At 69.5% G+C, this 26,640-nt stretch carries 23 protein-coding genes; 9 read left to right on the top strand and 14 right to left on the bottom strand.

The annotated features are described in order from the left end of the window. Positions 1 to 100 precede the first annotated feature (100 nt). Positions 101 to 598 (bottom strand): LURP-one-related/scramblase family protein, encoded by a 498-nt coding sequence (locus tag ADK57_RS20835; protein ID WP_053751005.1) that lies wholly within the window; start codon positions 596 to 598, stop codon positions 101 to 103. Then, entirely contained in the window at positions 595 to 1,587 is a 993-nt protein-coding gene (locus tag ADK57_RS20830; RefSeq protein WP_053751004.1) for a GlxA family transcriptional regulator, read from the bottom strand. The genes ADK57_RS20835 and ADK57_RS20830 overlap by 4 nt, the downstream gene beginning before the upstream one ends. 52 nt (positions 1,588 to 1,639) lie before the next feature. On the opposite strand from ADK57_RS20830, the gene ADK57_RS20825 reads away from it, so the two are divergent. Then, a complete protein-coding gene (locus tag ADK57_RS20825) occupies positions 1,640 to 2,035 on the top strand; it encodes a cupin domain-containing protein (RefSeq protein WP_053751003.1) in 396 nt (131 codons plus the stop codon). Between the two features lie 135 nt (positions 2,036 to 2,170). Here ADK57_RS20825 and ADK57_RS50535 read toward each other — a convergent pair whose 3' ends face one another. The 6 genes from ADK57_RS50535 to ADK57_RS20800 form a co-directional block, all read right to left on the bottom strand. After that, entirely contained in the window at positions 2,171 to 2,335 is a 165-nt protein-coding gene (locus ADK57_RS50535; protein WP_199830639.1) for a hypothetical protein, read from the bottom strand. A gap of 62 nt (positions 2,336 to 2,397) precedes the next feature. After that, positions 2,398 to 3,450 (bottom strand): glycosyltransferase family 2 protein, encoded by a 1,053-nt coding sequence (locus ADK57_RS20820; RefSeq protein WP_053751002.1) that lies wholly within the window; start codon positions 3,448 to 3,450, stop codon positions 2,398 to 2,400. A gap of 349 nt (positions 3,451 to 3,799) precedes the next feature. Beyond that, positions 3,800 to 4,051 (bottom strand): DUF6458 family protein, encoded by a 252-nt coding sequence (locus ADK57_RS20815; RefSeq protein WP_053751001.1) that lies wholly within the window; start codon positions 4,049 to 4,051, stop codon positions 3,800 to 3,802. Between the two features lie 99 nt (positions 4,052 to 4,150). Next, complete coding sequence (locus ADK57_RS20810; protein ID WP_053751000.1) at positions 4,151 to 5,443, bottom strand: M18 family aminopeptidase; 1,293 nt, start codon at positions 5,441 to 5,443, stop codon at positions 4,151 to 4,153. 99 nt (positions 5,444 to 5,542) lie between these two features. Next, complete coding sequence (locus ADK57_RS20805) at positions 5,543 to 7,384, bottom strand: acyl-CoA dehydrogenase (protein WP_053750999.1); 1,842 nt, start codon at positions 7,382 to 7,384, stop codon at positions 5,543 to 5,545. Between the two features lie 127 nt (positions 7,385 to 7,511). Beyond that, positions 7,512 to 8,381, bottom strand: a complete 870-nt coding sequence (locus ADK57_RS20800; RefSeq protein ID WP_053750998.1) for an intradiol ring-cleavage dioxygenase — start codon at positions 8,379 to 8,381, stop codon at positions 7,512 to 7,514. A 179-nt stretch (positions 8,382 to 8,560) separates the two neighbouring features. On the opposite strand from ADK57_RS20800, the gene ADK57_RS20795 reads away from it, so the two are divergent. Then, on the top strand, positions 8,561 to 9,034 hold the full coding sequence (locus ADK57_RS20795; protein WP_053750997.1) for an SseB family protein: 474 nt from the start codon (positions 8,561 to 8,563) through the stop codon (positions 9,032 to 9,034). 4 nt (positions 9,035 to 9,038) lie between these two features. On the opposite strand, the gene ADK57_RS20790 is transcribed toward ADK57_RS20795, so the two are convergent. After that, positions 9,039 to 9,773, bottom strand: a complete 735-nt coding sequence (locus tag ADK57_RS20790) for a TetR/AcrR family transcriptional regulator C-terminal domain-containing protein (protein WP_053750996.1) — start codon at positions 9,771 to 9,773, stop codon at positions 9,039 to 9,041. A gap of 128 nt (positions 9,774 to 9,901) precedes the next feature. Here ADK57_RS20790 and ADK57_RS20785 point away from each other — a divergent pair, with 128 nt between their 5' ends. Both ADK57_RS20785 and ADK57_RS20780 read left to right on the top strand, forming a co-directional pair. Next, the gene (locus ADK57_RS20785) at positions 9,902 to 11,431 is read left to right on the top strand and encodes an MFS transporter (RefSeq protein WP_053750995.1); all 1,530 of its coding nucleotides are present in this window, start codon (positions 9,902 to 9,904) and stop codon (positions 11,429 to 11,431) included. Positions 11,432 to 11,591: 160 nt separating this feature from the next. Then, the gene (locus tag ADK57_RS20780) at positions 11,592 to 12,563 is read left to right on the top strand and encodes a pirin family protein (protein ID WP_053750994.1); all 972 of its coding nucleotides are present in this window, start codon (positions 11,592 to 11,594) and stop codon (positions 12,561 to 12,563) included. 84 nt (positions 12,564 to 12,647) lie between these two features. On the opposite strand, the gene ADK57_RS20775 is transcribed toward ADK57_RS20780, so the two are convergent. After that, positions 12,648 to 13,550: a Bro-N domain-containing protein gene (locus tag ADK57_RS20775; protein WP_053750993.1), complete on the bottom strand. Its 903-nt coding sequence runs from the start codon at positions 13,548 to 13,550 to the stop codon at positions 12,648 to 12,650. Between the two features lie 195 nt (positions 13,551 to 13,745). On the opposite strand from ADK57_RS20775, the gene ADK57_RS20770 reads away from it, so the two are divergent. Next, complete coding sequence (locus ADK57_RS20770; RefSeq protein WP_420711877.1) at positions 13,746 to 14,801, top strand: AI-2E family transporter; 1,056 nt, start codon at positions 13,746 to 13,748, stop codon at positions 14,799 to 14,801. On the opposite strand, the gene ADK57_RS20765 is transcribed toward ADK57_RS20770, so the two are convergent. Continuing rightward, positions 14,741 to 16,891 carry a SpoIIE family protein phosphatase gene (locus ADK57_RS20765; RefSeq protein WP_053750991.1) on the bottom strand — a complete coding sequence of 717 codons (2,151 nt, stop codon included), beginning with the start codon at positions 16,889 to 16,891 and terminating at the stop codon, positions 14,741 to 14,743. The two genes, ADK57_RS20770 and ADK57_RS20765, sit on opposite strands and share 61 nt — an antisense overlap. A gap of 155 nt (positions 16,892 to 17,046) precedes the next feature. On the opposite strand from ADK57_RS20765, the gene aspS reads away from it, so the two are divergent. The 4 genes from aspS to ADK57_RS20745 all read left to right on the top strand — a co-directional run bounded on the left by aspS (position 17,047) and on the right by ADK57_RS20745 (position 22,489). Next, positions 17,047 to 18,810 carry an aspartate--tRNA ligase gene (gene aspS, locus ADK57_RS20760; protein WP_053750990.1) on the top strand — a complete coding sequence of 588 codons (1,764 nt, stop codon included), beginning with the start codon at positions 17,047 to 17,049 and terminating at the stop codon, positions 18,808 to 18,810. 155 nt (positions 18,811 to 18,965) lie between these two features. Beyond that, positions 18,966 to 19,892 (top strand): intradiol ring-cleavage dioxygenase, encoded by a 927-nt coding sequence (locus ADK57_RS20755; RefSeq protein ID WP_078973244.1) that lies wholly within the window; start codon positions 18,966 to 18,968, stop codon positions 19,890 to 19,892. Between the two features lie 156 nt (positions 19,893 to 20,048). Continuing rightward, entirely contained in the window at positions 20,049 to 20,987 is a 939-nt protein-coding gene (locus ADK57_RS20750) for a dioxygenase (protein ID WP_053750988.1), read from the top strand. A gap of 149 nt (positions 20,988 to 21,136) precedes the next feature. Beyond that, positions 21,137 to 22,489 carry an MFS transporter gene (locus ADK57_RS20745; protein ID WP_053750987.1) on the top strand — a complete coding sequence of 451 codons (1,353 nt, stop codon included), beginning with the start codon at positions 21,137 to 21,139 and terminating at the stop codon, positions 22,487 to 22,489. Between the two features lie 60 nt (positions 22,490 to 22,549). Here ADK57_RS20745 and ADK57_RS50530 read toward each other — a convergent pair whose 3' ends face one another. The 3 genes from ADK57_RS50530 to ADK57_RS52475 form a co-directional block, all read right to left on the bottom strand. Continuing rightward, a complete protein-coding gene (locus ADK57_RS50530) occupies positions 22,550 to 24,916 on the bottom strand; it encodes an FG-GAP-like repeat-containing protein (protein ID WP_053750986.1) in 2,367 nt (788 codons plus the stop codon). Between the two features lie 88 nt (positions 24,917 to 25,004). Then, on the bottom strand, positions 25,005 to 26,447 hold the full coding sequence (locus ADK57_RS20735; protein ID WP_053750985.1) for an FG-GAP-like repeat-containing protein: 1,443 nt from the start codon (positions 26,445 to 26,447) through the stop codon (positions 25,005 to 25,007). A gap of 27 nt (positions 26,448 to 26,474) precedes the next feature. Beyond that, complete coding sequence (locus ADK57_RS52475) at positions 26,475 to 26,636, bottom strand: FG-GAP repeat domain-containing protein (RefSeq protein WP_420711878.1); 162 nt, start codon at positions 26,634 to 26,636, stop codon at positions 26,475 to 26,477. Between the last annotated feature and the right edge of the window lie 4 nt (positions 26,637 to 26,640).

Genomic DNA, 26,640 nt, shown 5'->3' with positions numbered 1-26,640 from the left:
CCTCCCGGGACTGCCCCCTCCCCCCCCCTCCCGGGGCAGCGCGACCGGTTCTCTCCCAGGGTTCGGTCTGCTCACTCCGGCGGGGCAGACGTGGGTGCTCTCAGTCGTCCTCCCGTTCCTTCTCCGCGAGATGGATCACGCAGACCGCCACCGCGATCAGGAGTGCCGGGTCCGCGTCCTCGCGCACGACGTCCACGCCGTAGGTCTCGCGGACGTGCAGCCAGCGTCGGGAGATGACGGCCAGGAGTTCGCCGTCGTACTCGATGGCGAACTCGCGGTCGAGGATCTTGCCGCTGACGTCGAGTTCGGTGCTGCCGTCGGCGAGGGAGACGCGGTAGTGGTTGCGCAGCAGGGAGAGCCGTTTGCGCTTGATGCGGGCGAGGGTTTCGCCGTCCCGTTCGATCACCATGGTGTCGCGCAGGGCGAGCATCTTCTGGTGGATGTCGATCAGGACGTGCCCCTGCGTGTCCTTCAGCTCGAAGGTGTCCCGCAGCCGCATCGCCTTGCCGTCGACGAGGAACACCTTGTTGCCGCGGTCGTCCTCGATCCAGTAGTCGTCACCGATGCCAAGGAGCCGGTCGCGTACGAGGAATCTCATGCCATGACCGCTTCCCCGGCAGGCGGGCCGAAACGCCGCCGGTAGGCCGACGGGCTGAGTCCGGTCTCGCGACGCACGCGCGCGCGTAGGTTCGCGGCCGTCCCGAGGCCGCTCTTCTCGGCCACCACGTCCAGCCGTTCCTCCCCGCGCTCGATCAGCCGGCACGCCAGTGCCACCCGCTCCCCCGTCAGCCAGGCCAGCGGGGTCGTCCCGAGCTGGGCGCGGAAGCGCCGGTGCAGGGTCGCCGGCGACACCGCCGCCCGTGCCGCCAGGTCCGCGACCGTCAGTGGCTCCCCCAGCCGCTCCTGCGCCCACGCGAGCAGCGGACCGAGAGACTCGTCGGGCACGTCCGGCACCGGCCGCTCCACGAACTGCCGTTGCCCGCCGTCCCGGTGCGCGGCGAACACCAGGCGCCGGGAGACGTGGTTGGCGACCTCGGCGCCATGGTCCCGCCGTACGACGTGCAGGCCGAGGTCGAGCGCCGAGGCGCTGCCCGACGCCGTGAGGATGTCGCCGTCGTCCACGAACAGGACGTCCGGCTCCAGGCGTACGCCCGGGAAACGCGCCCGGAAGGCGTCCGCCCACATCCAGTGACAGGCCGCCCGGCGCCCGTCCAGCAGCCCGGCCTCCGCGATGGTGAACGCGCCGGAGCAGAAGCCGACGAGCCGGGCGCCCCGCGCATGCGCCCGGCGCACGACGTCCAGCACGCGCGGGGAACGCGGCGCGTCGGTGTCGGGCCGGTTCGGCACGATCAGCGTGTCCGCCTCCTCGGCCGCCTCCAGCCCGGCGACCCCGGTGAGCGTGAAGAACCCGTCCCGCATCCGGGTCTCGGGCTCGGCGGCACACAGCCGGAAGTCGTACAGCTCCCGGCCCAGTTCGGGCCGGCGCAGCCCGAAGATCTCGATGGCGCAGCTCATCTCGAACGGGTTGGAGTTCTCGTCCACGAGCAGCACCACCGTGTGGGGCGACTGAGAGGATCCTTGCGGCATATGCGATTTCTAGCACTCGTGTGGCGCCCCGGGCACCCCGCACGATGAGCCCATGGAACCGATGGAGCCCATCTCGCTGTCCGCCGCCCTTGCCTCCTTCACCGCCCTGTGGAGTCCCCGCATCGTCACCGCGGTCAACGACTACGACGTACGCGTCGCGAAGGTCGAGGGCGAGCACCTCTGGCACGTCCACGACCACACCGACGAGTTCTTCCTGGTCCTCGACGGCGAACTGCACATCTCCCTGCGGGAGACGGAGGGCGAACGCACGGTCGTCCTCCCCAAGGGCTCCGTCTTCACGGTTCCGCGCGGCACCGAACACAAGCCGTACGCCCCGGCGCCGACCGCGATCCTCGTCCTCGAGCCGACCGGTACCTCCACCGTCGGCGACCGCCACGACGACGTACCGGACCATGTGGATGCCACCACGGGCCACGCGCTGGCCTGACCCTCATGCAGAAAGACAGAAAGAGGGTGCGGGAACCGATCTCTCCCCGCACCCTCGAACCCGGCCTCGCGATCCCGCAGGTCGTGCCACAGGTTCCGTGATGGCCGCCTCCTGCCCGCCTCCCGGCCGCCGCGGTCAGCGGCGGCGCGGGCGGGGTGCCAGCTTGTACAGGGCCACGCCCGCGGCCGCCAGCGTGGTGGCCGCGACCATCAGCGCCATGCTGTTCATCCACAGGCCGGTGGCGGCCAGGGTGGCACCGCCCGCACCGGTGGAACCGGCGCCGATCACTCTTCCGTACATGGTCGTTCTCCTAGTGGGTGTCGTGCGTTCGTGCGTTCGTGCGTTGGTGTGTGGGGGGCGGTTCAGGTGGCCACCCACTTCTCCTCGCTGCGGCGCAGCAGGCCCCACAGTGAGGAGAAGAAAACGGCGTGCTGGAACAGGTCGTAGAGCATCTCCGGGATCATCAGCGCCGCGACCAGGACGGCCCGGGGGCCGGCGCGGCGTACGGAGACGGTCTTCTCGACCATGAAGATCAGGCCGATCGCGGTCCAGAACGGGGAGAAGCCGGGCCAGCCGTACAGCGTCGTGTACGTGGTCATGAAGGTCAGGTAGACGAGGAAGGACAGCGCGCCGAAGCCCATCAGGAACTGCTGGGCGAAGTAGCGGGCGGTGACCCGGGTCCAGCCGTAGTCGCGCAGGTTCTCCAGGGCGCCGCGCTGCCAGCGCAGGCGCTGGTGCCACAACTTGCCCAGGGTGGGCATGACCTCGGTGGTGACCGCGCAGCCGGCCGGGGACATGGTGCGGTAGCCGAGGGTCTTGACCGCCTTGGTGATCTCGTCGTCCTCGGTGAGCGAGGCGAGGCTGTAGTAGCTCGTGCCGCCGCCGATCACCCCGTCGCGGCGGGCGGCGCGCACCTCGCGCAGCACCCGGGCGCGGAACATGGTGCCGGTGCCGGTGAGGACCTGCGCCTTGCCGCCGGTGCGTTCCAGTTCCCAGGCGTAGCGGTGGAACTCCATGCGCTGGAGCAGGCCGAGGAAGCCGCCGCCCTGCTCGCCGTAGAAGACGCCGCCGATGGCGCCGACCTTGCGGTTGAAGGTGGCGAGGGCGGTCTCGGCGAACCAGGGGTTGAGCACGGTGTCGGCGTCCTGCACCAGCAGCAGGTCGCGGTCGTCCAGATGCGGCAGCATCCAGGCGACGGCCTGGTTGAGGGCGCCGGCCTTCCTGTGGGCGTTGCCCTGCGTGTGGAAGACCTGGGCGCCGTGGGCCGCGGCGACCAGGGCGGTGTCGTCGGTGCAGTTGTCGGCGACGACCACGACGAGGTCGGGGGGCCGGGTCTGGTTCCGCAGGCCCTGGATGGCGGCCGCGATGCGGTCCTGCTCGTTGTGGGCCGGTATCAGTGCCGCGAGGCGCGGCACCGGCCCTGGTTCCTCGGGAGCGGCGTGTGCGCGGCGAGCGGCGTGGCGGCCGGAGACCCGCCGACGTGGATCGTGTGCCGGGGCGGACGCCGGGGCAGCGAGGTCGAGCACGTGGAGCCCCCCGAGGTACTGGTGGAACGGCCCGGCACTTCCACCCCCCGGGCCTCAGGCTCCCAAGTCTTCACGATATTCACACAAGCGCACAAGATGCCCCCGGTTACGGAATGCTCAAGGTTGTCGCCGCATGTCCTGTGCATACCGTGCCGGGGGTCCTGTACCGCTCCGGTGTGTGTGCCCCTATTCAGGGGTTCCGTCGGCTACCTGGCGATGCGTCATGTCCGCATAGCGGTCAGACGCCGTAGCCGTCGCTGTACCCGTCCCGCCTGCTGTGGTGCCGTTCCTCTTCGATGACCGGCGTGTTGGGCGGCATCACGACACGCCTGCGCCGCGCGATGCTGCTGAAGGTGCTGACGCCGATCAGTCCGACGACCATCAGGATGATGCCGACGAGGTCGAGATTGACCCCGTTCATGTCCCAGTCGGTCGCGAACGTGAGGATGGCTCCCGCGGCGATGAGGATGATGCACCCGCCGAGGCCCATGAGTGTCGCCTCCCTGTCCGGTCCGGTCCATCCGGTCCGTGACTGCGAGTACCCCGGTTGTCAACCCCCATTCCGCGAGGAACCGTTCAAGGTGAGCGGCTAGCCCGCCAGGAACGCCACCAGCGCGTTCGCCAGCAGATGTGGGTCGTCCGCGCCGCACAACTCCCGCGCGCTGTGCATCGACAGGATCGCCACGCCGATGTCGACGGTCATGATGCCGTGGCGGGCCGCGGTGATCGGGCCGATCGTCGTGCCGCACGGCATGGAGTTGTTGGAGACGAAGGATTGGAAGGGCACGTTCGCCTTCTCGCAGGCGGCGGCGAAGACGGAACGCCCCGAACCGTCCGTGGCGTAGCGGTTGTTGACGTTGACCTTCAGGATGGGGCCGCCGTTGACGCGCGGGTGGTGCGTCGGGTCGTGCCGCTCCGCGTAGTTGGGATGGACCGCGTGGCCCGTGTCCGAGGACAGACAGACGGTCCCGGCGAAGGCCCTCGCCCGGTCCTCGTACGACCCTCCGCGCGCGAACACCGAACGCTCCAGGACGCTGCCGAGCAGCGGCCCGTCCGCGCCCGTGTCCGACTGCGAACCGTTCTCCTCGTGGTCGAAGGCGGCGAGCACCGGGATGTACGGGAGGTCGCCCCCGGCGAGCGCGGCGAGCGCCGCCACACCGGAGTGCACGGACAGCAGGTTGTCCATGCGCGGACCGGCGACCAGCTCGTTGTCCCGGCCCAGGTGGGCGGGCCGCTCCACGGAGTGCGTCATCAGGTCCCAGCCGGTGACCTCACCCGCGCCGATCCCGGTCTCCTCCTCCAGGAAGGCGATGAGATCGCCGTCCCGTACGTCGTTGCCCAGCCCCCAGATGGGCTGCAGATGCCGCTGCTTGTCGAGCTTGAGGCCCTCCGCCGACACCGAACGGTCCAGGTGGATGGCGAGTTGGGGCACCCGCAGAAGCGGCCGGTCGATGTTCACGAGCCGCGTCGAACCGTCCCGCAGCGTCAGCCGGCCCGCCAGGCCCAGATCGCGGTCCAGCCACGAGTTCAGCAGCGGCCCGCCGTAGATCTCCACGGCCACCTGCCGCCACCCGTGCGCACCCGTGTCGGGCAGCGGCTTGACCCGCAGGTTCGGCGAGTCGGTGTGCGCGCCGATGATCCGGAAGGGGGTGTGCGGCTCGGCGCCCTCGGGCACGTACCACGCCACGATCGCCCCGCCGCGCAGCACGTACCTGCCGCCGGCCGTCCCGTCCCACGCGTCCGTCTCCGCGACCTGCCGGAATCCGGCCTTCTCCAGGCGCTCGGCCGCATTGGCCACCGCGTGGTACGGCGAGGGACTCGCCGCGAGGAAGGACATGAGGTCGTCGGTGTGGCCGCGATCGAAGCGGGAGGGTGCGCTCATGGGGTTCACCTTAACGACGTACGAAAGCCCGCTCCCGGCGATGGGGAGCGGGCCTTCGTAAGGACGCTGTGGAGGTGCGTGCGGCTGGTCTGATGTGTCCTAGAACGCGGCCTCGTCCAGCTCCATCAGGTCCAGCTCGACACCCTCGGCGACCTTGCGGGCCAGGGTGACGCCCGGCAGGACGTTGGCCGCGAAGAACTTCGCCGCCGCGATCTTGCCGGTGTAGAACGCCACATCCTTGGCGGACACAGCCTTGGAAGAGGCCGTCTCCAGCTTCTCGGCGGCGATCGCGGCGCCCTTCAGGAGCAGGTAGCCGACGACCACGTCACCGGAGGCCATGAGCAGGCGGGTGGTGTTCAGGCCCACCTTGTAGATGTTCTTGACGTCCTGCTCGGTGGCCGCGAGGTCGGTCAGCATCAGGCCGACGATCGCCTCCAGCTCGACGGCCGCCTTGGCGAGGTGCTCGCGGGCGCTCGCCAGGTCCTCGCCGCCGGTGCCGAGCGCCAGGAACTTCTTGATGTCCTCGGCGAGGGAGTTCAGGGCCGCGCCCTGGTTGCGGACGATCTTCCGGAAGAAGAAGTCCTGGCCCTGGATCGCGGTCGTGCCCTCGTACAGGGTGTCGATCTTGGCGTCGCGGATGTACTGCTCGATCGGGTACTCCTGCAGGAAGCCGGAGCCGCCGAAGGTCTGCAGGGACTGGGCGAGCTGCTCGTAGCCCTTCTCGGAGCCGTAGCCCTTGACGATCGGGAGGAGCAGGTCGTTCAGCGCGTGCTCGGTCGAGGTGTCCTCGCCGTTCGCCTCCTTGACCGCGATCGCGTCCTGCACCGACGCCGTGTAGAGGACCAGCGCGCGCATGCCCTCCGCGTACGCCTTCTGCGTGATCAGCGCGCGGCGTACGTCCGGGTGGTGCGTGATGGTGACCTTGGGCGCGGCCTTGTCCATGAAGTTCGCCAGGTCGGGGCCCTGGACGCGCTCCTTGGCGTACTCCAGCGCGTTCAGGTAGCCCGTCGACAGCGTGGAGATCGCCTTCGTGCCGACCATCATCCGCGCGAACTCGATGATCCGGAACATCTGGCGGATGCCGTCGTGCTTGTCGCCGATCAGCCAGCCCTTGGCGGGGTGTTGATCGCCGAAGGTCATCTCGCAGGTGTTGGAGGCCTTCAGGCCCATCTTGTGCTCGACGTTGGTGGCGTAGACACCGTTGCGCTCGCCCAGCTCGCCGGTCTCGAAGTCGAAGAGGTACTTCGGGACGAGGAAGAGGGACAGACCCTTGGTGCCGGGGCCGTGGCCCTCGGGGCGGGCCAGCACGTAGTGGAGGATGTTCTCCTCCATGTCGTGCTCACCGGACGTGATGAAGCGCTTCACGCCCTCGATGTGCCAGGAGCCGTCCTCCTGCTGGATCGCCTTCGTGCGGCCGGCGCCCACGTCGGAGCCCGCGTCGGGCTCGGTGAGCACCATGGTCGAACCCCAGGTCCGCTCCACGGCGATCTGCGCGATCTTCTTCTGTACGTCGTTGCCCTCGTCGAAGAGGATCCCGGCGAACGCCGGGCCGGAGGAGTACATCCACACGGCCGGGTTCGAACCGAGGATCAGCTCCGCGTACGACCAGATCAGCGACGGGGGAGCGGTCGTGCCGCCGATCTCCTCGGGCAGGCCGAGGCGCCAGTACTCCGAGTCCATGAAGGCCTTGTAGCTCTTCTTGAAGGACGCCGGTACCGGAGCGGTGTTCGTCTCCGGGTCGAAGACCGGCGGGTTGCGGTCGGCGTCCGCGAAGGACTCCGCGAGTTCGTTCTCCGAGAGGCGGGTCAGCTCCTCGAGGATGCTTTTCGCGGTCTCGGTGTCCATCTCCTCGAACGGCCCGGTCCCGTACAGCTTGTCGCGCCCGAGCACCTCGAAGAGGTTGAACTCGATGTCGCGGAGATTCGACTTGTAGTGCCCCATGGCGACGGCTCCGTAGCGGGTCGGCGAGGGACTGGCTCCTCGCATCTAGTTCACGTACCAACAAGTAGCTACGATGATGCTACCCGCCGGTAATAAGAAGCAACCCCGATCCCGCATCTGTGACAGGTCACACCGGTACCGTCAGTGTGGCCGTGTAGCCCTTCTCGACACTGCCCTTCACCGTCGCCAGCTGCTGCTCGTAGCCGTCGCTGAAGATGTTGTCCGTCTCCAGGGAGAGCTGACCGAGGTTCGTCACGCTCTGGCTGTAGCCGTCCGTGGCGTACACCGTGTCACAGACGTCCTTGGGGAAGGCGAGCTGCGAGGTGTTCGTGATGGACGTGGCCGCAGTGGCGTCGTCCAGGCTGCCGTAGACCTCGAAGTGGATGTGCGGCCAGCGGCCGGTGTAGCAGGCCGGGAAGATGCTCTTGAAGGTGACCTGGCCCTTGTCGTCCGTCTCCTGGACACCGCGCAGGTAGTTCTCGTCGGTGACGCCCTCCGAGTACAGGGAGTAGTTGCCCTCCCGGTCGCAGTGCCAGAGGTAGACGGCGGCGCCCGCCTTCGGGGTGCCGCAGCCGGAGGCCGCGTCCACGACGGTGAGCGTGACGGTCAGGGGCACGCCTTCGGCGGTGCCGCCCGCGGAGTCGCCGAAGCTGCTGGTGATGTCGCTGCGGACGACACCGCTCTCCTTCAGGACGTTCACGCCGTTCGAGCCGTCGCCGGGATAGGGGCCGGCGGTCTCGTTGGGGATGGTCGCGCACTCGGCGGAGGACGAGGACGAGCCGCTGGAAGAGGTTCCGGAAGAGGAGGCGGCCGAGGAGGTCGACGAGCTGCCGGTGGAGGACGACGCCGTGTCGTCCTCGGCGGAGCAGCCGACCAGCGGCACCAGGCTCGCCCCGGCCAGCAACCGGATCATCCGGCGGCGGGCGAGGACGGGAAGGTCGTAGGCGAGACCTCTGTCGTGCTCGTGGATCTCGTCGTCGTGGTGGTGTCCGCTCATGGCCCTGTCTCCTTGCCGCCGATTGCCCGCGCTTTGCTGTTCCATGGCGCGTTCTTTGATGCGGTGGACGCTATGGGCGCCCGCTGTGCGAAACCAGGGGCAACCCTGTGAACTCCCCATGGAAGTGTGCACCCCCGTACCGCCCCGCCCGCCCCGATCCACTCGGTACGCTTGCGCGCATGTACGGCTACGACCAGAACGTCGGCGCACAGCAGGGGTACGCCCCGCCGCAGCAGCCCATGTCCGGCGGCGTCGGCGGCTACGGCCAGCAGCCGCCGCTCTACCCCGAGCCGTCCCCGCCCTCGCTCGCGGACGCGGTGCGGGCCTTCACCACCGGGCAGATGTCCGCCGAGGACTTCCAGCAGGTCTTCGCGACCTCCAAGGTCTACTGCCCGCGCGGCGACAACCCCGGCTTCCTCGCCCTGCACAACACCCAGCAGCCGGTGATCCCCATGTTCACCTCGCTCAAGGAACTGCGGCGGTACGCGGGCAAGGAGTCCAAGTACTTCGTCATCACCGGCTCCGAGGTCATCGACCTGCTCCCGACCGGCTACGGCTTCGTCCTCGACATGGAGGGCGAGCACCGCATGGTCTTCGACGCGAAGGCCGTGGAGCAGATGGTCGAGTTCGCGATGCGCCGGATGTACGGCTGACCGCTCACCTCGGCAGTCGCAGCGCCAGTCCGTCGAGGACGACCTCCAGGCCGTACGCGAACTTCTCCTCCCGCAGGGCCACGGGGTCCCTGGTCGCGGCGGTGGCGTCGGCGTAGTCGTCGGCGAGGTGGGCGTGGCCGGCCGCGGCCTGCTGGGCCGCGGGCAGGAGGCGGGTGATGAAGTCCGCCTCGGTCTCGCCGGAGCGCGCGACCGTGGTGAGCCAGGCGGCCTCCGTGGTGCTCATGCCGATCACGTACGACAGGACCGTGTCGATCGCGTTGGACGGCTCCAGGAATCCCGCGGCCGTGAACAGCGCGGCCAGGCGCTCGGAGAAGGACATCAGGTTCGGGCCGAGGTAGGCGAGCCCGGCCTGCCCGAGCACCGAGGACAGCCAGGGGTGCCTTAGAGCCGTCGTGCGGAAAGAGCCCGCGGCCTCGCTGACGGCGGCACGCCAGTCGGGGCTGTCCGCGGGCGGTACGTGGATCTCGGCGGCGACCTCGTCCACGGCGAGCTCCATCAGCTCGTCCTTGGTGGCCACGTGCCGGTAGAGGGAGGTCGCGCCGGCGTTGAGGCGGGCGCCGAGCTTGCGCATGCTCAGGGCCTCGATGCCGTCGGCGTCCAGCATGGCGACGGCCTCGCGGACGATGGCGTTCCGGCTGAGGGCGGGCTGGTCGGTCTTGGGCTGGGGGCGGGCCCACACGGACGGGATCGGGTTCTGCTGTGTCGTCTTGGCTGCCATGTCGCTCCTCGCGCGGCTGCTGCGTACGTCGTTCGCATCGAGCGTACAGCGTTAGGTTATTGCGCACACTGTTCCGGAATGCGTACAGTGTTCGCATCGAAGGAACGGTGTTCGCGAAGGGGAGTCACATGGAAACCGAAGCCCGCAATCCACGTCGCTGGTGGATCCTCGTCGTGCTCTGCCTGAGCACGCTGGTCCTGGTGGTCGACAACATGGCGCTGACCGTCGCGGTGCCGGCGATGACCGAGGACCTCGGCGCGAGCGCCGAGGACACGCAGTGGATCCTCGACTCCTACATCCTGGTCTTCGCGGGCCTCCTCCTGACCTCCGGCAGCCTGGGCGACCGCTTCGGACGCCGGAAGGTGATGCTGACCGGCCTGCTGCTGTTCGGGGCGGCCTCACTGGCGGCGTCCGTCTGCACCAGCCCCGGCGAGGTGATCGCCGTACGCATCGCGATGGGTGTCGGCGGGGCGCTGATCATGCCGTCGACCCTCTCGATCCTCATCACCGTCTTCGACGAGGAGGAGCGAGCCAAGGCGATGGCGGCCTGGGGGTCGGTGTCGATGCTGGGGCTGGTCGGCAGCCCGGTCCTGGGCGGCGTACTGATCGACCACTTCTCCTGGCAGGCGATCTTCTTCATCAACGTGCCCGTCGTCGCCCTCGCCCTCGTCGCCGGTGTCACGCTCATGCCGGAGTCGAAGGCGCCCTGGCGGAAGGCCGACCCGCTGGGTGCGGTGCTGTCCGCGACCGGCATGACGTCCCTGGTCTGGTGGATCATCGAACTTCCGCAGCACGGCGCGCTCGGCGGCCGCTCCACGGTCACGCTGGTGGTGGCGCTCCTGTCCCTGGCGGGCTTCGTGATCTGGGAGAACGTGACCAAGTCCCCGATGGTCCCGCTGGTCCTCTTCAAGCACCGCAACTTCAGCGGCGGTTCGCTCTCCCTCGCCCTGGTCCAGATCGGCAACGGCGGTCTGCTGCTCGTCCTCACCCAGTACCTGCAGTTCGTGCTCGGCTACTCGGCGATGGAGGCGGGCCTGGCCTTCCTGCCGCTGGCGGTCGCGGCGCTGATCGGCAACGGGGCCGGCGTCAAGCTCGCCGCGTCGATCGGCAACCGGTTCGTGATCCTCGGCGGCATGCTGGTCATGGTCGTCTGCTTCGCCCTGATGACCACGGTCGACGCGGACTCCGGCTTCACGGTCCCGGCGGTGGCCCTGGGCCTGCTCGGCCTCGGCGCGGGTCTGGCGATGCCGGCCGCGGTGAACGCGCTGATGGGCACCATCCCCGAGGACAAGGCGGGTGTCGGCTCCGCCCTGAACGACACGATCCAGCAGGCCGGCACGGCTCTGGGCATCGCGATCCTCGGCTCGCTGCTGTCGAGCGGCTTCAGGGCCGAGATGCCGGCGGACGCTCCGGAGGGGTCCGAGCACTCGATCGCTCAGGCGCTGGCGGTCGCGAACGGCGACAGCGGGCTGGTGCGGGCGGCGCGGGAGGCCTTCACCGCCTCGATGTCGACGACCTTCACGGTGAGCGCGATCGGCGTGCTGGTGGCGGCCGTGCTGGCGACGGTGGTGATGCGGGACGGGAAGAAGGGGCCGTCTGGGCCGTCGGTGTCGCAGACGGAGCCGGATTCCGCGAACGAGCCGGAGCTGGTCGCCTGACCTGATTGAGTTGAGCCGGGAGGCCGGTGCCCTGGGAAGGGCACCGGCCTCGGCGTTGTCCGCCGGGTCCGATCGGCGGGAATGTCCCCCTGGCTCCCGCCGTTAGGGGTAGCAGAAAGTTCAATGCTCAACTAAACTCGGAGCACAAGGAGGTACCGACATGCCTGCAGTGACCGTCGAGAACCCGCTGACGCTGCCCCGCGTCGCCGCGTCCGCCGACGCCGTGGCCCGTCCCGTGCTCGCCGTCACAACCGCGCCGAGCGGTTTCGAGGGCGAGGGCTTCCCGGTGCGCCGAGCGTTCGCCGGGATCAACTACCGCCATCTGGACCCGTTCATCATGATGGACCAGATGGGTGAGGTGGAGTACGCGCCGGGCGAGCCCAAGGGAACGCCCTGGCACCCGCACCGCGGCTTCGAGACCGTCACCTACATCGTCGACGGCATCTTCGACCACCAGGACTCCAACGGTGGTGGCGGCACCATCACCAACGGCGACACCCAGTGGATGACGGCCGGCTCGGGCCTCCTGCACATCGAGGCCCCGCCGGAGTCCCTGGTCACGTCCGGCGGGCTCTTCCACGGCCTCCAGCTGTGGGTGAACCTCCCGGCCAAGGACAAGATGATGGCGCCGAGGTACCAGGACATCCGCGGCGGCCACGTCCAGCTGCTCACGTCCCACGACGGTGGCGCCCTGATGCGGGTCATCGCCGGCGAGCTGGACGGCCACGCCGGTCCCGGCATCACGCACACCCCGATCACCATGATCCACGCGACGCTGGCGCCGGGTGCGGAGATCACCCTCCCCTGGCGCGAGGACTTCAACGGCCTGGCGTACGTCATGGCGGGCCGGGGCGCGGTGGGTGCGGAGCGGCGTCCCGTCCACCTGGGGCAGACGGCCGTCTTCGGCGCGGGTTCCTCGCTGACGGTCCGTGCGGACGAGAAGCAGGACTCCAACACGCCGGATCTGGAAGTCGTCCTTCTCGGCGGCCGGCCCATCCGTGAGCCGATGGCGCACTACGGGCCGTTCGTGATGAACACCCGTGAGGAACTGCAACAGGCGTTCGACGACTTCCAGAAGGGGCGGCTGGGGACGATCCCGGCCGTGCACGGGATGTCCGAGGGTGGCCTGTAAGGCTCCGGAAGTTCAGTACGCTACGAGCAGGCCCGAAGCCGCAACTTCGTTTTGCGGCTTCGGGCCTGTCTTGCTGCGTGGGTGCTACGGCAGTACGTAGACCGGTGCGCCGTCCGGAGCGCAGCCCGTCTGACGCATGCAGCCGCGCTTGAGCAGTGTGCGTAGGCAGTCGTGGACGCGAGCGAGGGAGAGCCCCGTACGAGTGGCGATCTCCTCCATGCGGTAACTGGCCGCCCCCCGGACGAGTGCAGGTGCCAGGTAGGCGGCCACCGCGTGGATGTCCTCGGTGAAGACGAGGTTCTTCGCATTCCAGGTGGCCAGGAGCTGCTGGGGCGTCAGCTTCGGTTCCGGGTGGCGGAGCCTGAGGGTTTGGGCGATGTCCTGAAGCGCGTCGGCGATCATGCTTTGGTTGCGGCTGATCTTTCGTAGGAGAACGGTTTGCTCCTCCTGGAAGGCTGCCAGCATCTCGTCGGCCTGGATGTTCCTCACTTCGAGTCGGACGATGGCGTCGGCGACCACTTGGGGCATGACATAGGCGGGAGCGCCGGTGGCGGGGGTTTGTGCGGGGGACGGTTCCAGGGAGTAGGAGCCGTCGCGTTGGATGGTCGTGACGACTTTGGAGACCCAGTCCTTGAACGGCTCGCACTCGGGCTTGGTGCAACCGTGCACAAGCCGGAGGAGTCCCTGGAGGTTCACCATCTTCATCGACTTCTGCAGCCTGTGAGCTGCAAGTTTGCTCAAGGTGTCTGCTGTACAGACGCCTTGTGCAAACTCACTCAGGCGTTTGTGACAGGCTGCGGGGACATGCATTTGCAGTGCCTGGCGGGTGTTTGCGTACCCCAGGTTCCTGGCCACGTCGGCAGCCGGGAACCAGTGCTCTCCCTCCGGGGTTGTCAGTCTCCGCACTCGCGCCCCCGTGGCCGCGAACACGAAGTCACTGATGTCGACCGCGTCCTGTCGCTGTCCCGTGTTGTTCTGCTCGTACATCGAGCATCACCTCCACCTCGGAAGCTAGGCACAACCAGGGGCAACTCGCGTCTATGGCAAGGATGTTCACCCGTTGGTGGCGGAGACATCGATTCTGCGCACCGGCCCCCCGTTCGGCGCTCCCGGCGCGACGCCGTATCTGACGTATGGCCAGATGGGAGGGTGCCCGCGTCGCAAGCCCCGCTTCCCGAGCCCGTGAGACGGCTCGCCGCCTGGTGTGCCGTGATTCTGCTGGTCGCCGGAGTGGTGTACGTCGGGATCAGGCTCTGTGCGGAGTTCCGTACCGCCGTCACGCCCGTGCTGCTCGCGTTGCTCGGGACCGCCTTGCTCGGTCCGCTGTACCGGCGGCTGGTCAAGGCCAAGGTCAATCGGTCGGTTGCCGCCGGGCTCACCTGCGTGGCTGTGGTCGCTGTGGTCGGTGGGGCCGTGTACATCGTCGTCGCCGCGCTCATCGACACCGGGGACGAGATCAGCGCCTCGCTGAGGAACGCGGGCCAGGACCTTGCCGATCACTTCGGGGCTGCCGGGACCTCGCTCGACGATATCGCCGGCAACGCGAAGGAGCTGCTCTCCAAGTTCGGGGGAACGGCGGCATCCAATGTGATCAGCGGGGTGAGTGTCGTCGGTGAGGCCATCGCCATGGCGGTGCTGGCGCTGCTCCTTGTCTTCTTCTTTCTGCGGGATTCGCATCGGGCCGTCGACATCCTGCGGTCGATGGCTCCCCATGACGCCGGTGACGTGATCGAGGCCATGGCGCGGCGGGCGTTCGACGCCGTCGAGGGGTTCATGCGCGGGACGACCTTCATCGCGCTCATCGACGCCACCTGCATCACCGTCGGGCTGCTCGTCCTCGATGTGCCGGGGGCCGTCGGGCTCGGGGCGCTCGTATTCGTCGGCGCCTACATCCCCTACCTCGGCGCTTTCCTCTCCGGTGCCATCGCCGTGCTGGTCGCGCTCGCCGACCGGGGGTTCGTGATCGCGTTGTGGGCGCTCGGCATCGTGCTCGCCGTGCAGGTGCTGGAGGGGCATGTGCTGCAGCCGATGATCCAGAGCCGTACCGTGCAGATGCACCCGGCTGTCGTCATGGTGGCCATCACGGCCGGGGCCTCCGTCGCCGGGATCCTCGGGATGCTGCTCGCCGTGCCGCTCACCGCCGCCGCGACCGGGGTGCTGCACGAGCTGCGTGCGCTCTACGGCTCCCCGTCCGCAGGCGCGTCCCCGTCCGGGGACACCTCCTCCGTCGACTCGTAGAGCTCGAACCAGATGCTCTTCCCCTCGCCCCTCGGATCCACCCCCCACGCATCCGCGAGCAGCTCGATCAGCACCAGTCCGCGCCCGGACGACGCCAGCTCGCCCGGCCTGCGCTTGTGCGGGAGGTCGTCGCTGGTGTCCGTGACCTCGACGCGCATCCGGCGTCCGCCCGCCTCGCCCCGCACCTCGGCCAGCAGCAGCGCGTCCGCGTCGGTGTGGACCAGGACGTTGGTCAGCATCTCGGAGAGCAGCAGCACCGCCGAGTCGATCTGGTCCGGGGACGGCCAGTCGTGCAGGAGCTCGCGCAGCTGCTGTCTGGCCACCGCCACCCGTTCCGGTTCCGCCTGGGCCACCGAGAGCATCGTGCGGCGGACCCGGGGACGTACGACGATCGTGTCGCCGCCGGCCTCGCCCTGCCGGGACAGCAGCAGCACCGCTATGTCGTCCTCGCGGCGGTCGGCCAGCGGACCGGTGGTGTGGTGGGAGGAGGGGCCGTGCACGGCCTGGACCAGGGCGTCGGCGAGGGCCTCCAGGTCGCCCCCGTGATCCTCCAGGATCGTGCGGATGCGCTTCCAGCCGGTCTCCATGTCGTGGCCGCCGGTCTCGATCAGACCGTCGGTGCACAGCAGCAGGGTCTCGCCGGATTCGAGGGTGATCCGGGTGGTGGGGTAGTCGGCGTCGGGGTCGATGCCCAGAGGGAGGCCGCCGGCCGTGGGGCGGGTGAGGACCGTGCCGTCCGCCATGCGGATCGCGGGGTCGGGGTGGCCGGCGCGGGCGACGTCGAGGATGCCGGTCGTGGGGTCGGCCTCCACGTACAGGCAGGTGGCGAAGCGGAGGTCGGCGGTGTCCGCATCGCCGTACGTCATTCCGTGCAGGAAGCGGGAGGCGCGGGAGAGGACCGCGTCGGGGCGGTGGCCCTCCGAGGCGTAGGCCCTGAGCGCTATGCGGAGCTGGCCCATCAGGCCCGCCGCGCGGACGTCGTGGCCCTGGACGTCGCCGATGACCAGGGCGAAGCGGCCGTTGGGCAGGGGGATCATGTCGTACCAGTCGCCGCCCACCTGGAGGCCGCCGCCGGTGGGGACGTAACGTGCGGCGACGCTCATGCCCGGTATTCGGGGGCCGAGGGTGGGGAGCATCGAGCGTTGGAGGCCGTCCGTGAGTTCCCGCTCCGACTCGGCCGCGCCGGCCCGGGACAGGGCCTGCGCGAGCATCCTCGCCACCGTCGTCAGGACCGAGCGCTCGTCCGGCGTGAACGCCACCGGATACGCGAAGGCCGCCATCCACGCGCCCATCGTGCGGCCTGCCACCGTCAGCGGCAGGAAGGCCCAGGACTGGCGGCCGAAGTGCCGGGCGAGCGGCCAGGTGACCGGGTAGCGGGACTTGTAGTCCTCGGGGGAGGAGAGGTAGACGGCGCGGCCGGTGCGGACCACCTCGGCGGCCGGATAGTCCGTGGCGAGGGCCATGTGGGAGAAGGGGCTCTCGTCGCCGGGCTGCTGGCCGTGGTGGCCGATGATCGTCAGGCGGTCGCCCTCGACGCCGAAGACGGCCAGTCCGTCCGGGGAGAAGCCGGGCATGGACAGGCCGGCCGCGACCCGCAGGACCTCGGCCGTGGAGCGGGCCTCGGCCAGGGCGCGGCCCGCGTCCAGCAGGAAGGCCTCGCGGGAGCGGCGCCAGTCGCCGGTGACGGCGGTGCGTCCGGCGTGCGTGCCGGGCCTGGGCTCGGTGACCTCCTGGATGGTGCCGATCAGTTCGTACACCTTCGTCGCGGGGTCGAAGGACGGCTTGGAACGGCTGCGGACGACGCGGACGATCTGTCCCTGGTCGTCCATGATCCGCACGCGCACTTCGGCGAGGGTGTCCTCGGCGACGGCGAGCTGGATCACTCCCGTGATCTCGTTCCAGTCGACGGGGTGCAGACGGGCCCGGGTCTGGGCTTCCGTGAGGACGGTCTCTTCGGGGGGCAGACCGAGCAGCCGGGCTGCCTCGGCATCGACCGTGACCAGTCCGGTGGCGGTGTCCCAGTGCCACAGGCCGGTCGCGAGGGTGGCGAGAACCTCCCCCACGGCGGGCAGAGGCTCACCAGTGCGCATTGACCCACTTTAAGAAGAGGAGGGCGAAGAGTGCCACTGATCACCGGCCCGTAATGGTGGGGAGTCGATCGTGGGGCGGCCGGTACGCTGGGGAGAGTTTCACGTGAAACGACGCGCTAAACAGACCCCGATCAGCGAAGGCTGGATGAACGACGATGCATCGGTACAGGTCCCACACCTGCGGCGAGCTCCGCGCCTCTGACGTCGGCACCGACGTCCGGCTGAGCGGCTGGCTGCACAATCGGCGCGACCTGGGCGGCATCCTCTTCATCGATCTGCGCGACCACTACGGCATCACGCAGCTGGTCGCCCGCCCCGGCACCCCGGCGTACGAGGCCCTCGACAAGGTCTCCAAGGAGTCCACGGTCCGCGTCGACGGCAAGGTCGTTTCACGTGGAACCGAGAACGTGAACCCGGACCTCCCCTCCGGCGAGATCGAGGTCGAGGTCGGTGAGGTCGAGCTGCTCGGCGCGGCCGCTCCGCTGCCCTTCACGATCAACGCCGAGGACGGCGTCAACGAGGAGCGGCGCCTGGAGTACCGCTTCCTCGACCTGCGCCGCGAGCGCATGCACCGCAACATCCTGCTGCGTACGTCCGTCATCTCGGCCATCCGTCACAAGATGACGGCGCTGGGCTTCAACGAGATGGCGACGCCGATCCTCAGCGCCACCTCCCCGGAGGGTGCCCGCGACTTCGTCGTGCCCTCCCGCCTGAACCCGGGCAAGTTCTACGCCCTTCCGCAGGCCCCGCAGCAGTTCAAGCAGCTGCTGATGATCTCGGGCTTCGACCGCTACTTCCAGATCGCGCCCTGCTTCCGCGACGAGGACGCCCGCGCGGACCGGTCGCCGGGCGAGTTCTACCAGCTCGACGTCGAGATGAGCTTCGTCGAGCAGGAGGACGTCTTCCAGCCGATCGAGAAGCTCATGACCGAGCTGTTCGAGGAGTTCGGCAACGGCCGTCATGTGACGTCGCCGTTCCCGCGCATCCCGTTCCGTGAGGCGATGCTGAAGTACGGCTCCGACAAGCCGGACCTGCGGGCCCAGCTGGAGCTGGTCGACATCACCGACGTCTTCGAGGGCTCGGAGTTCAAGGCCTTCGCGGGCAAGCACGTGCGCGCCCTGCCGGTGCCGGACGTGTCCGCGCAGCCCCGGAAGTTCTTCGACCAGCTCGGCGACTTCGCGGTCTCGCAGGGCGCCAAGGGTCTGGCCTGGGTGCGGGTCGCCGAGGACGGTTCGCTCACCGGCCCGATCGCGAAGTTCCTCACCGAGGAGAACGTCGCCGAGCTGACCAAGCGGCTCTCCCTGGCCGCCGGTCACGCCGTGTTCTTCGGCGCGGGCGAGTTCGACGAGGTCTCGAAGATCATGGGCGCGGTGCGGGTCGAGGCCGCCAAGCGCGCCGGGCACTTCGAGGAGAACGTCTTCCGGTTCTGCTGGATCGTCGACTTCCCGATGTACGAGAAGGATGAGGACACCGGCGCGATCGACTTCTCGCACAACCCGTTCTCCATGCCGCAGGGCGGTCTGGAGGCCCTGGAGACCCAGGACCCGCTGGACATCCTGGGCTGGCAGTACGACATCGTCTGCAACGGCGTCGAGCTGTCCTCCGGCGCGATCCGGAACCACGAGCCGGAGATCATGCTCAAGGCCTTCGAGATCGCGGGCTACGACCGGGAGACCGTCGAGGAGAAGTTCGCCGGCATGCTGCGCGCGTTCCGCTTCGGCGCCCCGCCGCACGGCGGCATCGCCCCCGGCGTCGACCGCATCGTGATGCTGCTGGCCGACGAGCCCAACATCCGCGAGACGATCGCCTTCCCGCTCAACGGCAACGCCCAGGACCTGATGATGGGCGCGCCGACGGAGCTGGAGGAGGCGCGGCTGCGGGAGCTGCACCTGTCGGTGCGCAAGCCGCAGCCGAAGTAGGGCAAGCCGCAGCCGAAGTAAGGCAAGCCTTTCAACAGGGCTGACCGCAAAGGGACCTGAAATCGCCCGTCGATTTCAGGTCCCTTTCGCGTGAGCGGGGAAAAGGGGCTGTTTTCTCAGCTCGTTGACAGGCTTCTTACCTAACTTCCCGGCGCATGACAGCGAATGAACAGCCTCAAGCGAATCAGCAGCCTCAAGAGGCGACAGAGGCGCGGGATGTGACGCGCCGTAAGGTCGTCGCGGTGGGCGCCGGCGCGGTCGCGGCGGCGGGTCTGGGCGGCAGCGTGTTCGCCGCGAACGCCTTCGCCGGGGAGAAGACGGACACGTCGTCCGGGGCCGAGGACTGCTACAAGCTGACCTCGGAGACCGTCGAGGGTCCCTATTACATCGACGCGGACAAGATCCGCCGGGACGTCACCGAGGACCGGGAGGGCATTCCGCTCCTCCTCGCCGTCAAGGTGATCGACTCCGAGACGTGCAGACCGATCCGGAACGCGGCCGTCGACATCTGGCACTGCGACGCGGTGGGTGTGTACTCCGGATACGAGGACCAGGGCAACGGCGACGGGGGCGGGCCCGCTCCGACCGGAGCGCCGACCGATGCTCCGACCGGTACGCCCACCGATGCCCCGACCGGCACTCCCACCGGCCCGCCCCCCGGCGGCGGCCACCAGGAGCCCACGGACGACGAGCGTTACCTGCGGGGCACCTGGAGGACGGACCGGCACGGCCAGGTCACGTTCAGGACGGTCTTCCCGGGCTGGTACCGGGGCCGCTGCGTCCACATCCACACCAAGGTGCATGTGGACGGCGAGTGGACGGACGCCGGTTACGAGGGCGGGCACGCCTGCCACACGGGCCAGTTCTTCTTCGACGAGGAGTCGGTGCTGGCCTCGGCGGAGCTGGAGCCGTACGTGTCCAACGCCGCCGAGCGCACGACGCTCGACGAGGACACGATCTACGACGGCAGCGGCACCCAGGGCGGGCTGCTCAGGCTGAGGTACGACAAGAAGGACATCGCGAAGGGCGTCCGCGCGACGATCACGGTCGGCGTGGACCCGGAGACATCGAATAACGGGTAAGGGAAGCCTTTCCTAAATCCCATTGGGGAAAAGGGGGCGTAAAGGGGCTTGAAGTCGATGTCGATTTCAAGCCCCTTTGTGTGCGGGTGAGAAGGCCATGGGAAACCACAGTCCTCTCCCACGCCTTTGACAGTCTCCTTACCTAACTTCCCTGCCATGACGGGAAACCAGCCGGCCCAAGGGCCGAAGCACAAGCAGGACCTGACGCGTCGCAAGGTCGTCGTGGCGGGTGGCGCGGCCGTGGCCGCCGTGGGTGTCGGCGGCGCGCTCGCCATGACGGCCTCCGCGGACGAGGCGACGTCGACCGCGACGGCGTCGAGCACGTCGAGCACCGCGGAGGTCTGTTACAAGCTCACCTCGGAGACCACCGAGGGCCCCTACTACATCGACGCCGACAAGATCCGCCGGGACATCACCGAGGACAAGGAGGGCATCCCGCTCACCCTCACCCTCAAGGTGATCGACTCCGAGACCTGCAAGCCGATCAGCAACGCGGCCGTCGACGTCTGGCACTGCGACGCGCTGGGCATCTACTCCGGCTACGAGAGCCTGTCGACCGGCGGAGGCGGCACCGCCCCCACCGACGCGCCCTCGGGCACGCCGACCGACGCGCCTTCCGGTACCCCGACGGGTGAACCGCCGTCGGGCGCGCCGTCCGGCGGTACCGGCGGCGGGGTCCACGAGGAGCCCACCGACGACGAGCGCTATCTGCGCGGCACCTGGAAGACCGACAAGCAGGGCCGGGTCACCTTCAAGACGATCTTCCCCGGCTGGTACCGGGGCCGCTGCGTCCACATCCACACCAAGGTGCATGTGGACGGCGAGTGGACGGACGCCGGTTACGAGGGCGGGCACGCCTGCCACACCGGCCAGTTCTTCTTCGACGAGGAGTCCGTGCTCGCCTCCGCCGAGGTCGAGCCGTACTCCACCAGCACCACCGAGCGCACCACGCTCACCGAGGACACCATCTACGACCAGAGCGGCACCCAGGGCGGTCTCCTCAAGCTGAAGTACAACAAGAAGAACATCGCCAAGGGCGTCGTCGGCTCCATCACGGTGGGCGTCGCGCCGGACGAGACGAACGACGGCACCTGATCCCGTCTCCGGGTCGATGGGTTGTCCGCGTTGTTCGCGTACATGAACATCTGCTCAACCCATTGACCCGGAAGATCGGCCTCCGTAACGTCCCCCAGTGCCCGCGTACGTGATTGCAGTTCACGTATGTGTACACGAGGGAGACAACGATGTCAGAAGTCGTGTCGGAAGTCGCGACACCGGACGCCGAACGCCGAGCAGTCGCCAAGTTCCTGCGCCGCATGCTGCCGATCCTGGTCCTGATGCTGCTGGTCAACCAGATGGACCGGACGAACGTCGGTTTCGTCCAGGACGAGCTGCGGGCCGATGTGGGGGTGAGTGCCACCGCGTACGGTCTCGGCGCGGGCCTGTTCTTCATCGGGTACGCGCTGTTCGAGGTGCCGAGCAACATGCTCATGGAGCGCTTCGGCGCCCGGGTCTGGCTCACCCGCATCATGATCACCTGGGGCCTGGTGATCGTGGCGATGTGCTTCATCCACAACGTCACGATGTTCTACGCCCTCCGCTTCCTCCTCGGCGTCGCGGAGGCGGGCTTCTTCCCCGGCGTGCTCCTCTACTTCACCCAGTGGCTACCCGACTCCAGTCGTGGCAGGGCGAGTGCGATCTTCCTCGGCGGTTCGGCCACCGCGTACATCGTGACGGGACCGATCACCGGAGCCCTCCTGGAGCTGCACGGCGCGGGCGGATTCGCCGGCTGGCGCTGGATGTTCGCCCTGGAGGGCGCCTTCTCGATCCTCGTCGGCTTCATCGCCGGATTCTTCCTGGTCTCCCGCATCGAGGACGCCCGCTGGCTCACGCGGGAGGAGAAGGACGCGCTGAGCGCGGCGGTCGCCCGGGACGAGGAGGCCCGCAGCCGCGCCCCCAGGGTCTCGCGCCTCAAGCTCCTGTTCCACCCCCAAGTCGCCCTGCTGACCGGGGTCTTCTTCGCGATGGCACTCACCGGGTACGCGATCACCTTCTGGCTGCCGAGCCTGGTCGACGACATCGGCGGGCTGTCGCCCTTCCAGGTCGGGCTGCTCACCGCAGTACCGTGGATCTGCGCCGTGATCGCGATGTACACGGTGAGCCACTTCACCGACGGCGCCCCGGACCGCCGCCCCTACCTGGCGATCGCCCTGGTCCTGTCGGCCGTGGGCACCTTCCTCGCCACCCTGGGTTCCCCCTGGTTCGGACTCGCCGCCCTCACGCTCGCCGCGGTCGGCGGGAAGTGCGCGGCCACCCTGTACTGGCCGATGGCCCAGTCCGGACTCGATCTCAAGATCGCCGCGCCGGGACTGGCCGTGGTCAACTCCATCGGAAACCTGGGCGGTTTCGTCTCCCCCACCCTCTTCGGCTACCTCAAGGACACGACCGGCAGCACGAACGGAGGCCTGTACACCCTCTCCGCCGCGTCGCTGCTCGCGGTGCTCGGGGTGGTCTACGTCAAGAACACCCGCGGGACGTCCGACGCCGTGCCGCGGACCGCGCAGGAGGCGAGCGCACAGCGCCCCGTCGTGTCCTGACAAGCGCGAAGGCGCCCGGGGTGAACGCACCCCGGGCGCCTCGCGTTCACCACTCGCCGGTCAGGACAGGGACTTGTAGCCGCTCCAGCCGGTCGCGATCTTCGCCCGTGCCCCGAACGACCCCTTCCCGTCCCCGCTGTTGCGGTAGAGGTTTCCGCCGGTGTCGCGGGAGACGATGTCGGCCTTGCCGTCGTCGGTGATGTCGCCGACGCCCACGATCTTCTTGTACGTCTTCCAGTTGTCGTAGAGCTTCACGCGGGCGGACAGCGTGCCGGTGCTGGTGCCCTTGTAGAGGTAGACGGCCCCGGTCGACGCGTTCCGCGCGATCAGGTCCGGGCGGCCGTCGCCGCTGACGTCACCGGGCGAGGTCAGGACGTCGTACTGGGTCCAGCCGCTGGACCCGAGGGTCGTGTACGCCGTCGACGGCGTGACCGCCTTTCCGCAGCCCGGCTTGTACAGGCGCAGGGCCCCGCTGCTGTAGCGGACGAGGACGTCGTTGCAGCGGTCGCCGCTCAGGTCGCCGATCGGCACCGCCTTGACCGACGTCGCCCAGCCGCTCCCGCTGACCTTCCCCGAGAAGGTGCCCGTGGACGCCTTGCCGAGCTGGTAGGTCAGGGCGCCGGACGAGTTGAGGGTGAGCAGGTCGCCGGTGCCGTCCGGGGTGGCCGAGGCGCCGCCGAAGTCGCGGGAGACGGCGGCACCGCCGGTGACGGTGACCGTGCCCGAGGCCAGCTTCACGGCCGAGGACGCGCCCTCCTGGGTGGCACGCAGCGTCCAGGTCAGAGGGCCGTTGGGGGCATAACTTCCGGACGCCGTACGACCGTTCCAGCCCGCGGTGACCTTCAGGTCGGCGGTCGTGCCGGTGAGCGTGCGGACTGCCTGGCCGGCCCGGTCGCTGATCGTCACCGACCAGGACGAGGTGGGCCGGCTGAGCGTCCAGGTGGGTGCCCAGGCGGTGCTGGTCGCGGTGGTGCTCCCCAGCGCGGCCGTGCTCGGGACGGTGGAGCCGCTGACGGCGAGGGCGGGCCAGGCGGTACGGGAGCCGTACAGCCGGTCGACACCGCTCTCGCTCGCGGCGCCGGACCAGACGGCGGTGGCGCTACCGTCGGTGCCGACGCTGATCTGACCGCGGACGTAGGCGCCCGCGGATCCGGGCAGTTGGGCGGCGGCGGTCCACTCGCCCTCGCTGCGGACGGACTGCATCAGCACCCGGCCGCTGCCACTGCTCTGCGTCCACAGGGTGTGGACGGTGCCGTCGGCGCCGACGGCGGCGTCGTACTGCTCGGAGACGTACGACGTCGACAGTGTCCGTACGGCCGACCAGCTGCCGGTGTCGGCCTCGCGGGTGGCGGTACGGGTGCCGAAGGTCGAGGTGTAGTCGACCCAGACGAGGGTGACGTCGCCGTCGGGCGCGATGAGCGGCTCGGGGGTTTCGGCGAGGTCGTCGGTGGCGGTCACGGTCTCGGGCGCGGACCAGGTGTCGTCGGCGGAGCGGGTGGCCGTGAGGATCGACTCGTTCTCGGACTCGTCGGTGCCCTCCCAGGCGACGGTCAGGGTGCCGTCGTCGGAGGCCGTCGCCTCGGGGTCGCCGACCGACTGGTAGCTGCCGGTCGCGGCGACGGGAGCGCTCCACTCGGCGGCGCCCGCCGCACGGGAGGCCGCGCGCAGCGAGGCGGACGGACCGTCCCACTGCTTGTAGACGACGACCGCCGTGCCGTCGGAGGTGATCACGACGCTCGGGCTCGACGCCGAGTCGGCCCCGTCCGTGCCCGCCTTGCTGACCTGCACGGGCGTCGACCAGGTGCCGTCGCCGCCGCGGGTGGCGGCGTAGACCTCGAACTTGGTCGACGAGTCGGCCCGGGTGCTCCAGGCCGCGGTGACCGTGCCGTCGGGGGCCTCGGCGAGGTCGATGCCGCCGTCGCCCCAGGCCGCGTCGGTGCCGACGAGCTCGACGGGTGCGGACCAGGCGGACCGGTCGGCCGTGAGCACGGAGCTGACGAGCCGGATGTCGAAGGGGCCGGTCCCGGGTGAGGGCGCGTCCGGCATCTCCACCCACAGGGCGGTGACCGTGCCGTCCGCGGAGGCGTGCAGCTTGGCGCTGCCGGCCTCGGTCGGGGTCGTGGCCAGCAGCGTCGGCGTACCCCACGCGTCGCTGCCGGCGGGCCGTACGGCGGCGTACAGCCTGCGCTCGTTGCTGCTGGTGCTCGCGAACTGGTTCCACAGCGCGACGGCGGAGCCGTCGGCGGCGGTGACGACGTCGAGCACGGCGGCGTCGACGTCGGTGCCGGTGATGGCGGTGGCCGTGGTCCAGGGGGCGACCGGCGCCGCGACGGCCGACGTCGGAAGTACGGCACCGCCCGCCACGGCGAGTGCCACCGAGGAGATCGCGACCGCGAGACGGCGGCGCGACAGGGCGTATCTGCCCACGTGTGTGTTCCTCCCTGCGAGGGCACACGCCCTCGCCCAAGTGTGCGAATGCCAGCGGTGGGATCTGTGGCCGGACGCGGACGGCCCGTCAGATCACCCAGAGCAGCCCGTTCCCCCCGAGCAGCGTGCCGTTGTCCTGGGTGAGGCCGACCGAGGACGCCGTGAACATACGGCTGCCGGTGGCGGTCGGGCGGGAGCTGCCGCCGGGGAACACCCAGACGGCGCCGGTGGAGTTGTTCTCGCTCGCCGCGCCGACGAACAACTCGGGCCTGCCGTCCTTGTTGATGTCCCCTGCCGAGACCGTCGTACCGAAGAAGTCGTCGGTCTCCGAGGCGCCGGGGACGCCGGCCGTGTCCTGGGAGAACGAGTACGCGCCGGTGCCGAGGGCGCCCGTGCGACGGCCCGGGACGACGGTCACCTGGCCGGCGCGGGGCTTGGCGAGGTCCTCGTACGGGGAACCGATCACGATGTCCGCCAGGCCGTCCCGGTTGAGGTCGGCCACGGCGAGCGAGCCGCCGAAGGCGTCTTCCTTCTCGCTCGCGCCGGGCACCCCGCTGGTGTTCTGGGTGATCTGCACCGGCTTGGCGTCGCTCGCGATGCCGCTCGCCGAGCCGTACCAGACCAGCACACGGCCGCCCGACGCGCCGTCCGCACCGGCGACTTCGGGCTCGTCGGGGTCGCCGACCACGAGGTCGGAGTAGCCGTCCCCGTTGACGTCGCCGCTCGCGGCGATGAGGCCGTTGCCCTTCTCCAGGTGGGGCGGGAGGTACTCCGAGGACGCGTAGTCCTCGGGGTTCACGAAAATCCAGCCGCCGGAGTCCCCGCTCTGGCGGTACGTGACGTTCACATGCTCCTGGGAACCGTCGCCGTCGAAGTCGCCGAGCGTGACGGACTCGCCCCAGGAGTCGCTCGCCGGCACCGCGGAGGCACCGTAGGTGCCGGTGCGGCTGAACGGCCCGCTGAAGCGGGAGGCGCCGTGCCACCCGCCGACGAGAACCTCGGTCCTGGCGCCCGGCCCGGCGCTGACGGCGGCCAGGTCCAGGCCGTAGTACAGCGCCGGCATGTTCGGTTCCACCGGAGCCGGCAGACCGGTGCCCTGCGTGAGTCCGCTCTTGCCGCCCCACAGCACCGTCACCGTGCCGGCGTCCTTGCCCTGCGTGGTGTCCTCGTAGGGAGAGGACACCACGAGGTCGGCGTAGCCGTCCCGGTTCAGGTCGGCCGTGGCGGTGGCGGCGCCGAACCGGTCGTACGCCTCCGCCGCGCCCGGCACGCCCGCGGTGTTCTGCGTGATCGTCTTGCGCCGGGCCGCCGACAGGCCCGAGGACGCCCCGTACAGCACCACGACGGCGCCCGCCGCCTCCTTGCCGGACACGTTCGCGCCCGGCGCGGGCAGCACCGCGTCGCGGTAGCCGTCTCCGTTGAAGTCACCCGGCACGGCCCCGTGCACGGCGGCCGCCGGGGCGGCCGGCAGCAGCGCGCCCCCTATGAGGCTGACGGCGACGAGCGCGGCAGCACCCCATCTGCTGTTCATGTGAGTCCCTTCCCCTCCCCTGTCCGGTCAGGACAGGGCCTTGTAGCCGCTCCACCCGGTCGCGATCGTCGCCCGTGCCCCGAACGACCCCTTGCCGTCCCCGCTGTTGCGGTAGAGGTTTCCGCCGGTGTCGCGGGAGACGATGTCGGCCTTGCCGTCGTCGGTGATGTCGCCGACGCCGACGACCACGTTG

It is taken from the genome of Streptomyces sp. MMG1533, assembly GCF_001279775.1.
Classification (GTDB): Bacteria; Actinomycetota; Actinomycetes; order Streptomycetales; family Streptomycetaceae; genus Streptomyces.
Note: the sequence above shows the minus strand (reverse complement) of the source record. Positions and strands in the feature narration are given on the sequence as shown.